The organism is Bradyrhizobium sp. STM 3561 (assembly GCF_045571455.1).
GTDB classification, from domain to species: domain Bacteria; phylum Pseudomonadota; class Alphaproteobacteria; order Rhizobiales; family Xanthobacteraceae; genus Bradyrhizobium; species Bradyrhizobium vignae.
In genome coordinates this window covers 158,549-170,227 of record NZ_CP120695.1, presented here as the reverse complement: position 1 = coordinate 170,227, position 11,679 = coordinate 158,549, and the positions used below count along the sequence as shown (strand labels likewise).

The following is an 11,679-nucleotide window of genomic DNA, read 5'->3' as shown; positions in this document are numbered from 1 at the left end:
TGTATGTGGCAATCAGCATCTTCGTCGCGGTGTCTTCGGCCGCTTTAGCCATGGGCAGATTGTCGAGCTATGTGTAGGCAGGCATGATCCGAGCAGCTGGTAGGATTCCTGGCCGGACGACCTGCTATATTCGGGTCCGTGGCCGCTTGCCTGAACGTTGGATCTCTCTGAGCTCCGAAACAGCTCGGCATCACGTACTTCGTCGTGAGATACTTATTGTCGGAGCGTTCATCGTACCTGCATCGAGGGGGCTGGCATGACCATCTGGCCTGAACTCTTGCAGCGTCCCGATCTGCGTCAACGAGAACACGAGCGAGGCTGGATCTTTCGGGAAATCGGCATCGAGCCGTTCATTCAATGCGCCGGTGCGCGCGGAGCACGCAATCCGAGTGACGAAGTCATCACAGCCATGAACGCGGCTGCACAGGCTTTCGTCGATATGGATGAATTGGCTGAGGCTGCAGGTCGACGCCTCGCTGAACTCACGGGCGCCGAATGGGGTGTGATTACCGCCGGCAGTGCGGCGACACTGGCGCTAGCCACATCCGCGTGCATCGCCGGAAACAATCCGGAATTGATGTTGCGATTGCCGCAAACGTCGGGGCTACCCAACAAGGTATTGATCCCGTCTGACCAACGGTTTTCCTATGAACAGGCAATCCGTATCGCAGGCGGCGAGATTGTGAGTGTTGCCACTGTAGAAGGGCTTGCAGAGGCATTGGACGGAAGCGCCGCGATGACCTGTCTGCTCGGCCGCATGGATTCAGCGTCCGTTTTGCCATTGAGCGCAGCCCTCCCTCTCCCCCGTGCTAACGGCGTACCCATTCTCGTCGAGGCCGCCGGGCATTCGCCAGAAAAGCCTGATCGCTGGGTCAAATGCGGCGCCGACCTGGTGGTTTATGCTGGCGGCAAATATCTCCGCGCCCCACAATCCACTGCGATCGTGCTTGGTAGTGAACGGCTATGCAAGGCAATCTGGTGGAATGGAACGCCTCACCAGGCCTTCGGCCGGGCGATGAAGTTGGGTAAAGAGGAAATTGTGGGTGCAGTCGTGGCACTCAACCGCTGGATCAATTTTCGAACTGCCAAACACGATCGTGACCAATGGCTTTCGCGCTTAAAGCTGATTGCGGCGGAGCTCAATACCCAGCCCGGCGTCAGAACTGAGGTGCTGTCCTGGCCTGGTTCTGTTACAGCAGTTCGGCTCAAGGTGAGCTGGGATGAGAAGGTCGTTCCATTCAGCGCGGAAGATCTACGGCTTGCGCTCTTACGGCAGCGACCACGGCTTCTCATCCACGATTTTTGGTCGACGCCGACCTCGATCGTGCTTGATCCCGTCAATCTCGGCGATGACGAGGCGGAGATCGTCGGACGTGCTTTGGCCCGCGCATTTCATGAGCCCCGGTGCATTGCTGAACGACCTTCAACGCTTCAGGCCGAGGCTGACGTCTCAGGAGATCGGCGTATCGAAATTCAATTCCTTCATGGCTCGGCGACACATCATCTCGATCTTGAGCAGAATGAGATGCTGATATCAGGCGTCCATCACACCGGATCATCTTCCGGCAAGCTGTCCGGTGAGATTCACGGTGATCACATCCGGTTCGAGGCTGAACACGAGCAGATACCGATGTTCCTATTCTATGGCTTCGACGGCAAAGTCGCTGAAGATGGCACTATCAGTGGAACGGTCCAGCTCGGTGGCAGCGCAAAGAACATCTCGGACCAGTTTCCAAGAGCCAATACAGTTCGGCGGAATTTCATGCATCGCAAAGTTCGCGTAACTCCCGATAGCTCCACCCTATCGCGCCGAACCCAAAGGAGATTCAAATGAACGTTCAAACGATCGAAGCAGGATCCCTGCATCCGATGAGCTTGCATGACAAGGTAACGTTGATCGTTGGCGGCTACGGAGCGATCGGCACAACAATCTCGGAAGTGTTGACCCTTGCGGGTGCTACCACCATTATTGCGGGACGAAGCGGCGACCGGGCGTTGGCTCTTGCCGCTGAGCTGGCCACGCAAGGCTTCTCTGCCCATGGTATCGAGCTAGACGCGTGCGACGTCAACGCGGTGCATGCGGTCTCTGCGTGCTTGAAACAACAACATGGTTCTATAGATATTTTGGTGAACTGCGCTGGCTTCAACAAGGAGCAGATGCTGTTCGAGGTAACGCCGGAAGCCTTCGATGAGGTTTATTCCAGGACATTGCGTGCCGGAATGTTTCTCTCCCAGGCGGTCGCTGCTCAGCAATTGTCCGCCGGAAGAGGCGGGAGTCATATTCATCTTGTTTCCGTGCGCTCATCGCTTGCCTTGCGAAACCGCGGCCATAGCGCCCTTTGCGCCGCCAAAGCGGTATTGTTGAAGCAATTGGCAACGGAATTGGGGCCCTACGGCATCACCGCTAATGGTGTCGCGCCTGGACTGGTACGGACGCAGAAGAACGAAAAAGCTTTAGATGATCCGGCCGCATTCAAGCGAGCCAGCGCGAACATTCCGCTTGCGCGATTGGCTACGCCTGAGGATGTCGCGGGAGCTGTGCACTTCTTCGCGTCTTCGCTATCCCGTTTCGTGACCGGCCAAATTCTTCGCATCGATGGCGGGCTCACCGCCAGTACTTGAGCAGATTTTCCAGGAAGGAGGAGCCGATGAAAATCGGAGTCGTCGGGGCTGGTATCATTGGCAGCTCCATTGCCTATCACCTCGGGAAGGCCGGTGCGCGAGTGACCGTTTTCGATATTGGCGAACCTGGAAACGGCGTCTCCTCCACATCATTTGCATGTCTTAATGCGTTTGGCCAAGCCGAAGCCGACCTGCCGTTTAGGCTCGACGCAATCAAGTACCACAGCATCATCGCTCGCGACATCGGAAGCGAGCGAAACCTCCACACCACTGGAACGCTGCGGCTCGCCTCCTTTGGATATGCTGCTGAAAAACTCGAACAAAATGCGAAGGTCCTTTCCAAGTATGGAAGTCAGGTGGAATTTCTTTCAGCGGCCGCAGCAGGTCGCCTCGAGCCGTCTATCAGGACTGGATCCGCCGCCGAAGTAGTATTTGTCCCGGAAGAAGGATGGGCGAATGCGGGAGCGCTATGCGGGGCTCTGATCGAGCTCTCTGCCAAACGGTTTGCGGTTCGGTATCGGCGGGAGCGAGTACAAGGTCTTGAGAGGCTGCAGTCAAAGGCACGCTTGCGCCTAACGACGGGAATTGAGGTATTCGACTCTCTGGTGCTGGCGGCCGGCAATGACACCAATGCACTGCTCACGTCTGCCGGGTTCATGCCACTTAGGTTGACAGCAGCACCTGCCCCCCTTGTGGACCTCACTTGTTCGCTGGGCTCGCAAGGCGTGCGACGGGCTGTCTACGCCGACAGGCTCCATATCAGGCCGGGCGACCACGGAGGATTTCTGGCTGGTGTCGCGGCCGCCGCTGGTGACGGCCCTGAGCATGAGCGAGTGGAGGAGGAGCGCCGGTCTCTGATTAGCTCGGCAAGCCAGTGGATCATGAATTTCGCAGAAATGGGACAAAGATGGGCAGTTGGTGTACGCCCGATGCCGGCGGATGGTCGGCCGATGATTGGCCCTATCGACGAAGAGCGCACCGTATACGTAGCGGTCATGTGCGGCGGAATAACCCTTGGTCCGTTAGCAGGACGCCTCGTCGCATCTGAAATAGTGCAAGAGAATGAGGCCATCGAGCTGGGCGCCTATCGGCCCAGGCGATCGATTGCGCAAGATGCCGATTGGCGTGACCCAACGCTGTCGCCGGACCGTTCAATGTAGCTCGCAACACGCCGGAACGGGATCATGGATACAAAGCTCAATCAAAAGAGAGAGCTGGACGCAGTGATCAACTGAGCAGATTGACTTATCGGGAGCTGCCCTCGCCAAAGGGGCAGCAAAGCTTTTCACAGATTTTGCCGGGCGAGCCGTCGATCGCCAGAAGCTCGAACCATGCACCTATTACTGCGGTCCCGCGGTACTCAAAATAGCCGACGGGCAACAGCCGCTCGGTACGGACGGATTCGATTCAGGGCATTTTCAGGATTGAGGTTGCCGCCATAAGTGTGACGGATGAGGGTTCATTCCCCCCGAGCAATGCACGCGGCACTCACGGATGGATGATCCTGGCCGGCCAGGCGCGCCGGGTTGCACGCATGTCATCGTCACGCGGCCCGCGTTTTCCGCGCCTGCACCTTGCAATGCGAGGAGCCGGCGCGGCGAACTTCGACGAACGCGATCCCGTCGCGCTCTTCTCCGAGATCCAGATCATGCCGCGTCCGATACGATCAATCCGGCGAAGATCGACTAGGCCGGCCTGCAACAGCCACAACCGCCGAGCTGAAAGATCTCATTGCTCGGCGTTACTACAAGCTTTGCTTCATCGGTGTGCCGGTCCTGCGGACCAGACAACGCAGCAGGGCAAGCTGGAACGCGCTCATATGTTCGAGCACGATTGCCCGTCCTTTTTCTATTGCGCCGCTGGGCACGTGGGACCGGTCTTGGGCGCGATATTCGTCGCTCCATCTTCCTCTGCGGCGCAGCGGGTGGGATACTCTTTGACCACCCCATTCTTGGTTCCGCAATGTATGATCTGCGGGCAAGCGGGTTTCTCCTGAGCGATCCTGATGCGCGACAATCTATCGGCGTGCTGCTCAGCAGACGCCAAGCCAACGCTAAACATGCTGATTGCGAAGATTAGGGCCAACCTAGGACGAATGAACATTGCTCTCTCCCTCAATGATACTTGCAGATCAGAGTGGACGCACCTACCACGGGAACGGCCAAGGCAAAGGCCAACTTGCGCTTCGCGCGGCAGATGCAGCAAGCGCCTTTTTCTTGGAACCCTGTTCGCCGACGATGGACGGCGCTGTTTGAGGCGTGATCAAATAGGAGAAGCCGAGGTCCAGCGCTTTTTGAAGGTCCGAAGACGCAATCTGGTAGGCATTGACGCTCCCGGTGATCGAGCCGCACAACTGTATGTGCATCAAACCGTCAGTGGCTTTCTTTTGACTGACAATCGCAATTCCGGCGCGTGTGAGTTCGTTGGCCATCTCGTCAAGCTTGATTCCACTGCCTTCGGCACAAAGGATAGTGCCGTCATATTTGTAGACAACCGCAGTCTTTGATTCGAATATCCATAGTCCGAACTCCGCCGGACCAACAAAACCGCGCCGGATCTTTTCCCAATCGGCCTGGCTGATCACGTAGGTGTTGGCCTGCCCCGTGGGAGCCCCGCACAGTTGGATGATCTTGAACGGCAACTGCCTCTTTTCTTGGCTAATAATGTGAGCTCCGAGACTTTCCAGCACGGCTTTGTCTTGATCGAGAGTACGGGCCTTACCTTGGTTGCATTGCAAACTGCCATCGGGGCGGTAGATACGAAGATCGGCGGCCACGGCACAATTAGCCGCTCCAACAATTAGAAGTGCACTACATGCACTGAATATCTTTGCTGAAATCATCTTGCCTCCTACCAGAGAAGAATTTTCGTGACAGCAATCGCGGCCACGTACGGCACGCAAACCTGAGGGTTACCAAGGCGGACACGCCTCCTTGATGAGAGGCCGATCCGCATCAACAGCTTCCGTCGTTCTTCTTGCCGACGCGCTTCTTCTGCCGCTCGCAATCGTTGTTGTAAGTTTTTCCGTCACAACCGCACACTGGGATCACCGATTTTGCATGCGATTGCGGACAAAACTGGCCGACCTTGACGCAAACGCCTGAAGAATCAGCAAAGCCACATTGGCCTGGCGTTGGATCGCACCAAAGTCCGCGGTCACATTTGATTCCGCCGAAGCCGCCGCACGCCTCACCGACTTTTGCAGCTTGCGAGGAAGCGGGCGCACCAAAAGCGACTGCGAGGAACAACACGAAGAAAGGTACTGTTTTGAAAGACATCTGCGACGCTCCATGGCAATGAACAGAAAAACTCCGCCCACCCACTTATAAGTGGAGAGCGCTCACCAATTTGGCTGTTATGCGCGAGAAGATCAGAACAAGTTTTTGCCTAAAGGCAATGACCACGAGTAAGGAAGCAGCCAACTCTCAAGTAGTGGGAGCATACGACAACTACCTGGTGTTTGTCATGTCCGTTTTTGAACTTTTCGCAAATTTCGAACACCCGCAGGCTCGGCGCCAACTGGCGGGCCGCGTTTGCGACGGGGCGATCCTGTCTCCGCTGTAGAATAGACGAAGCTCCTATTTGGGTAGAACCAGAACGCCCCTCATTAGCTCAACGTAAGCGTAGCGGCCATGACGCGGTATACCTGCGCAGCGGACTGGAACGGAGCGGGAAAAATGCGTCATCTTCCCGCGCGCATCTGGAATGATGCATAGTCCTTGGCCTTAGGCGCACAACTAACCCGCCAGCATCTCAAACAACTGATCCTCTCTCTTCTCTCATGCCGTCCAATCATTGATGCTTTTGCCGACCTCGCACCACTGATTGCGGCTTCTCGCTCCGCTCGAGCCTGCTCGCCTTTGGCCTTTAGTCGAATGGAACGCGCGGTCCTAAAGCGATCTGCGGCGGGCGGACGCGGCCGGACATTCGGACTTGACCAACGCGTGAATGTACAATTCGGACGGTTTGAGCTTCAATAAAGTTGTAGGTAACAAGCTTCTGGGACGGAGGCGTCCATGCGCTACCTTCAGTTCACAATTGCGATCGCAGTTTGCGCCCTGGCCGGCTTATCAACCGCCGATGCCCGACGTCGTGCGGAATACGCGCTGCCTGCCATACAAGACATTTATTGTCTGAAAGGGCGTCCCTGGGGATATCCTGGCACTTGCCAGTTCTCCACCTATGAACAGTGCATGGCCACAGCATCTGGTGCAGGCGGCTATTGTCATCTCAACCCATTTTACGCTTTCGCGCAACACCGATGGTAACAGCGCTAATGGGCCAAGGTCGCTGATCGTCGACAAATCGAAGATCAGGCTCAGCTCAGGCCATCCGCTCGGGTTCTCGCGCCAGCGGGCCCCCTGAACCGGACCGTTTCGTCTATCCTGGATGAGCCCGGCACGGGCTTTCGTTCGATCGGCACTCATTCTACATCATCGCTTCTCCCCGCATCTGTTGAATCAGATCCGAGCCCTGCGCTTTGTGCCGCATTTCAGGTCGAGGCAGAACTTTCCTGCTCATCCCTCGCGACGCTAGAAATTTATCTCGGCCAAATATCGTCCCGACGTGACGATCCTTTCCTATGGTGAGCCGGACGTCACTTCGCATGAGCATGCTGCGGTTACCCTTAACGTCCTGCCGTCCTCTGCGGTCGAAGCTCGCATTGACCCGTGCTTGTATTGGTTTGCAGTCCTATCCCACTCGGCCCGGCGGAGACGACAACTAAGCATCGCCACTTTCGATTGTTTCATACAAAAACATGATTGTGCGATTGGTTAGACTGTTTGTGAGCGGGTAGGAACTGCAAGGAATTTGTCCTTCCAAGTCCGACTGCAAGGAATTTGTCCTTCCAAGTCCGCAGGTCCTCTATCTTGTCTCTCATTGCAGAGCGCCTCCGCGCCATCCGCCCCTCTGAAACCAAAGCCATGACAGCACGTGCCGCCGAGCTGCGCGAGCAAGGCATCGATGTCATTACGCTCAGTCAGGGCGAACGGGATTTCGACACGCCAGCCGCTGTTTGCGAAGCCGGCATCCGGGCAATCCGCGGCGGCCGGACGAAGTACACCGCGGTCGCCGGGATCAAGCCGTTACGTCAAGCGATCCGCGAGAGCTTCAGCTGTGACCACGGGCTCGATTACGCTCTGGACCAGATCACGGTCGGCTGCGGTGCCAAGCAGGTTGTGTTCAACGCGCTCTTTGCCAGCCTCGATCCGGGCGACGAGGTTGTGATCCCGACACCGTGCTGGGTCTCCTATCCTGATATGGTGGCGCTCGCCGGCGGCAAGCCGGTTCTTGTCGCCTGCGATGAGCTCGATGGTTTCAAGCTCCGTCCCGAGGCGCTGGAGGCTGCGATCACACCGCAAACTAAGTGGTTGATGCTGAATTCGCCGTGCAACCCAACCGGTGCAGTCTACAGCCGAAGCGAGTTGCTTGCGCTCGCCGCGGTGCTGCGGCGGCATGCGCAAATCTATGTGCTGTCGGACGACATTTATGAAAAGCTCACCTATGACGCCGACTTTGCGACCATGGCCGCCGTCGCGCCCGACCTCTATGGTCGCACTTTGACCGTCAACGGCGTGTCCAAGGCCGATGCAATGACTGGATGGCGCGTCGGTTACGGTGCGGGACCCCTCCCATTGATTGAGGCCATGAACCTCATCCAAGGCCAGACGTCGTCGCACACCAGCTCGATTTCGCAATACGCCGCCAATGAGGCATTGTCTGGGGGACGGGACCATATCGATGAATTCGTGCGCGCCTTTCTGGAGCGCCGCGACCTCGTGATCAGCAAGCTGAACCAGGCCGACGGCTTATCGTGCCGGGTGCCGGACGGAGCATTTTACGTTTTTCCCTCCTGCGCCGGAGTCATTGGCAAGCGCACGCCCGGCGGCAAGGTGATCGAAACCGACGCCGATTTTGCCATGTATTTGCTCGACGCATTCGCCGTGGCCGTCGTGCCCGGCAGCGGCTTTATGGCCTCACCCTATATCCGTATTTCATATGCCTCCTCACTTGCGGACCTCACCCGCGCCTGTGACCGCATCATCGCCGCCTGCGCGGGCCTGTCCTGAAAGACCTGCCGATGCCCCCGGCCAAATGCCTCCGTATGCGCCTATCCGGAACCAGCCTCCTCCACATCATGGCTGCCCATAGTCCTCTTTCAGCGATTCTCGCCGAAGAAGCCGGATTTGATGGCCTGTGGGCCTCCGGCTTCGAGCTGTCGGCGCTTTACGGCCTGGCGGATATGAGCCTGATCTCGATGACGCAGCATCTGGATACGCTGTGGGCGATTGCCGGCCGAACGACGCTGCCAATCATCGCGGACATCGACACGGGCTACGGCAACGCAATCAATATCATCCATGCTATCGGCGAATATGAGCGCGCCGGCGCCAGCGCCGTCGTCATCGAGGACAAGACCTTTCCAAAGGTTACGAGCCTCGCGGCCGATGGGCGCCAGGAGCTGCTGCGCATTGAGGAGTTCCAGGGCAAGATCGAGGCTGCCGTCACCACGAGACAGGACCCGGATTTCCTCGTCATCGCCCGCACCGAGGCCTTGATCGCAGGCCTCGGCGAAGCGGAAGCTCTGCAGCGCGCCCACGCCTATGTGGACGCCGGCGCCGACATGATCCTGATCCATTCGAAAAAGCGGGATCCCTCCGAGATCGAAAGCTTTTCGCGCGCCTGGACCGGACCGGTGCCGCTCGTGATCGTGCCGAACGCCTATCCGGATCTCGACGCCGAACGGGTCAAGGCGCTGGGCAATGTGTGTATGATGATCTATGGCAATTACGGCATCCGCGCTGCTGCAACTGCCATGCAGGAGACTTTCCGCCGGATCATTGCTGACGGTGGCGTCCAGAACGTCCACAAGGATATTCTGCCGGTGGAGGAGATTTTCAGGCTCCAGAAGATGCGCGAGGTCAAGGCCGCTGAAGCCCGCTTCCTTCGCTGAACGCTGTGCTTTGATTCCTCCGCAACTCACGTATGCTTGTCCAGCCATCGCCTAATTGAACTTCTCGGACGCCTTTTCAATTCGTTGTCGAACGGGACGCGAGACTTCTCCGTCTAGCCGCGCAAACGAAGGTCCTTGAGTCGGAATACCTGTACCGCGTCGGATGCGCAGATTTTTCAGCATGCAGCGGCTTCGCGGGCCGATATCCCGGTTGGCAGTTTTGGAGTTTATCTCGCCGGAAATGACGCGTCGTGCCACCAATCGACATAGCTTAGCAGGCTGTTGAAGAAGTCTCTGGCGGGACGGAATTGGACGTGATTCTCTCGATGATTGAATCGGGAGGCCGGGATGCGAGGATCGGACGAGCGGTCTGGATCGCTGTTCAGTTATGTGGATCTTGAAGCGCGGGTTCGTCCGGACCATCCCTTACGGACGATCCGGGAGATTGTGAACGCTGCGCTGGGCGATCTATCGAAGGCGTTTGCGGGGCTTTACACGGACTTTGGCCGGCCCTCGATTGCACCGGAGAGGCTGCTTCGGGCGATGCTGCTGCAGGCCTTCTACGGCATTCGCTCGGAACGACAATTGATGGAGCGGCTGGAATTTGACCTGCTATTCCGCTGGTTTGTCGGTCTGGGCGTGGACGATCCGGTGTGGGACCACTCGACCTTCTCCAAGAATCGCGACCGGCTGTTAGAGGGTGAGATCGCCGTCAAGTTCCTTTCGGCGGTGCTGGCTCAGCCGAAGGTGAAGCGGCTGTTGTCGAGCGATCACTTCTCGGTCGACGGCACGCTGATTGAGGCGTGGGCTTCGATCAAGAGCTTCCGCAGAAAGGACGGAGACGACAACGACAGCGAGGGTCCGGGACGCAACGCTGAGCGTAGCTTCCACAAGGAGAAGCGTTCAAACGAGACGCACCAAAGTACGACCGACCCGGAGGCTCGGCTCTACAAGAAGGGGGATGGGCGGCCGGCCAAGCTCTGTTACATGGGGCATGCTCTGATGGAGAACCGCCATGGTCTGGCGGTCGGCGGTGCCGTCAGCCAGGCCACCGGCACGGCCGAACGAGAGACTGCGCTGGCGTTGATCGATCGGCGTGATCGCACAGGCCGGCGGATCACGCTCGGCGCGGACAAGGCCTATGACGTCACGCAGTTCGTCCACGACTTGAGAGAACGATCGGTAACGCCGCACATCGCGATCGACGGACACCTCAGCAAGACCGGTACCCCGCGCAGGACGGCGGTCGACGCCCGCACCACCCGCCACGCCGGATACGAGATTAGCCAACGCTGCCGCAAACGGATTGAGGAGGTGTTCGGGTGGATCAAGAGTTCCGCCGGTCTGGCCAAGGTGAAGCTACGGGGGCGCGAGCGCGTGGACGCCGCCTTTACGTTGGCGCTCGCGGCCTACAATCTGATCCGTCTGCCCAAGCTGCTGGTGGTGCAGCCATGAGCGTGCGGGGCAAATGGCGTGTGGTGGAAACGCCCGATCACGACATGGCCGGGGCGGGTTCTTACATCCTGTTCGCAGCCGAAGGCGGCGAGTTCGCCCTGGATTGCCTCACGGGGGCAATATATGGCCGCTGCGAAGGCGATGCCGTGGAGTTCACGTGGGACGGCAGCGACGAGATGGAGCCCGCAAGAGGCCGTGGTTGGGCAGAAGAGCTCGCCGATGGCTCGCTTGAAGGTGAGATATGCCTCGAAGGCGGCGACGACATTCCCTTCATCGCCCGCCGATTGGCTACTTCTTCAACAGCCTGTTAGACCGTCATTCTCCGTCACTTCGATCAACGGCTTATCGCCAACGAATTTAATAAACTGCTGCGGGGATTGAATCCGGCTGGTCTGCCCAATCCGCAACTGTTCGGGTGAAATTCCCTTTAGCTCGTCGCCGGCTACGGCTTCATGCTCCTGTTGGAGCCGGGAGAGAGGCGGCACAGGCGGGTTCAACCTGCCCAACGACGGCGGCACACGCCTCAGGGTCTCTCGTGAAGTCCCTCTGCGGCAAGCACTTCTAATCTGTTGAGTGTTGCTGCGGCGGCAGCCCCGGAATCCAGAGCCGCCAATCCAGCACCGTCTCGCTCGAGTACGAGCTGTAAG

The 11,679-nt window shown here is 58.2% G+C and carries 10 protein-coding genes; 8 read left to right on the top strand and 2 right to left on the bottom strand.

The features are described from left to right. Positions 1-256: 256 nt before the first annotated feature. Genes P6U28_RS00740 through P6U28_RS00730 form a run of 3 tightly spaced genes read left to right on the top strand, consistent with a single transcriptional unit; the run spans position 257 to position 3,782 of the window. Positions 257-1,834 carry a hypothetical protein gene (locus P6U28_RS00740; protein WP_407121427.1) on the top strand — a complete coding sequence of 526 codons (1,578 nt, stop codon included), beginning with the start codon at positions 257-259 and terminating at the stop codon, positions 1,832-1,834. Further along, positions 1,831-2,622, top strand: a complete 792-nt coding sequence (locus P6U28_RS00735; RefSeq protein ID WP_407121425.1) for an SDR family NAD(P)-dependent oxidoreductase — start codon at positions 1,831-1,833, stop codon at positions 2,620-2,622. Before P6U28_RS00740 ends, P6U28_RS00735 begins: the two co-directional genes overlap by 4 nt. A gap of 26 nt (positions 2,623-2,648) precedes the next feature. Further along, positions 2,649-3,782 (top strand): NAD(P)/FAD-dependent oxidoreductase, encoded by a 1,134-nt coding sequence (locus tag P6U28_RS00730; protein WP_407121423.1) that lies wholly within the window; start codon positions 2,649-2,651, stop codon positions 3,780-3,782. Positions 3,783-4,768: 986 nt separating this feature from the next. On the opposite strand, the gene P6U28_RS00725 is transcribed toward P6U28_RS00730, so the two are convergent. Both P6U28_RS00725 and P6U28_RS00720 read right to left on the bottom strand, forming a co-directional pair. Then, positions 4,769-5,464, bottom strand: a complete 696-nt coding sequence (locus P6U28_RS00725; protein ID WP_407121421.1) for a hypothetical protein — start codon at positions 5,462-5,464, stop codon at positions 4,769-4,771. A gap of 112 nt (positions 5,465-5,576) precedes the next feature. After that, the gene (locus P6U28_RS00720; protein ID WP_407121419.1) at positions 5,577-5,900 is read right to left on the bottom strand and encodes a Kazal domain-containing protein; all 324 of its coding nucleotides are present in this window, start codon (positions 5,898-5,900) and stop codon (positions 5,577-5,579) included. Positions 5,901-6,638: 738 nt separating this feature from the next. On the opposite strand from P6U28_RS00720, the gene P6U28_RS00715 reads away from it, so the two are divergent. The 5 genes from P6U28_RS00715 to P6U28_RS00695 all read left to right on the top strand — a co-directional run bounded on the left by P6U28_RS00715 (position 6,639) and on the right by P6U28_RS00695 (position 11,343). Next, entirely contained in the window at positions 6,639-6,890 is a 252-nt protein-coding gene (locus tag P6U28_RS00715) for a DUF3551 domain-containing protein (RefSeq protein ID WP_407121417.1), read from the top strand. A gap of 603 nt (positions 6,891-7,493) precedes the next feature. After that, a complete protein-coding gene (locus P6U28_RS00710) occupies positions 7,494-8,693 on the top strand; it encodes a pyridoxal phosphate-dependent aminotransferase (RefSeq protein WP_407121415.1) in 1,200 nt (399 codons plus the stop codon). 11 nt (positions 8,694-8,704) lie between these two features. Beyond that, on the top strand, positions 8,705-9,577 hold the full coding sequence (locus tag P6U28_RS00705) for an isocitrate lyase/phosphoenolpyruvate mutase family protein (RefSeq protein WP_407121413.1): 873 nt from the start codon (positions 8,705-8,707) through the stop codon (positions 9,575-9,577). Between the two features lie 348 nt (positions 9,578-9,925). Continuing rightward, positions 9,926-11,032: an IS5 family transposase gene (locus P6U28_RS00700; protein ID WP_129145238.1), complete on the top strand. Its 1,107-nt coding sequence runs from the start codon at positions 9,926-9,928 to the stop codon at positions 11,030-11,032. Next, positions 11,029-11,343 (top strand): hypothetical protein, encoded by a 315-nt coding sequence (locus P6U28_RS00695; protein WP_129145188.1) that lies wholly within the window; start codon positions 11,029-11,031, stop codon positions 11,341-11,343. Before P6U28_RS00700 ends, P6U28_RS00695 begins: the two co-directional genes overlap by 4 nt. Positions 11,344-11,679 lie beyond the last annotated feature (336 nt).

Bases quoted from the DNA above. Each gene is read 5' to 3' on its own strand.
- P6U28_RS00740 (WP_407121427.1), top strand. From the start codon at position 257: ATGACCATCTGGCCTGAACTCTTGCAGCGTCCCGATCTGCGTCAACGA.
- P6U28_RS00735 (WP_407121425.1), top strand. From the start codon at position 1,831: ATGAACGTTCAAACGATCGAAGCAGGATCCCTGCATCCGATGAGCTTG.
- P6U28_RS00730 (WP_407121423.1), top strand. From the start codon at position 2,649: ATGAAAATCGGAGTCGTCGGGGCTGGTATCATTGGCAGCTCCATTGCC.
- P6U28_RS00725 (WP_407121421.1), bottom strand. From the start codon at position 5,464: ATGATTTCAGCAAAGATATTCAGTGCATGTAGTGCACTTCTAATTGTT.
- P6U28_RS00720 (WP_407121419.1), bottom strand. From the start codon at position 5,900: ATGTCTTTCAAAACAGTACCTTTCTTCGTGTTGTTCCTCGCAGTCGCT.
- P6U28_RS00715 (WP_407121417.1), top strand. From the start codon at position 6,639: ATGCGCTACCTTCAGTTCACAATTGCGATCGCAGTTTGCGCCCTGGCC.
- P6U28_RS00705 (WP_407121413.1), top strand. From the start codon at position 8,705: ATGCCCCCGGCCAAATGCCTCCGTATGCGCCTATCCGGAACCAGCCTC.
- P6U28_RS00700 (WP_129145238.1), top strand. From the start codon at position 9,926: ATGCGAGGATCGGACGAGCGGTCTGGATCGCTGTTCAGTTATGTGGAT.
- P6U28_RS00695 (WP_129145188.1), top strand. From the start codon at position 11,029: ATGAGCGTGCGGGGCAAATGGCGTGTGGTGGAAACGCCCGATCACGAC.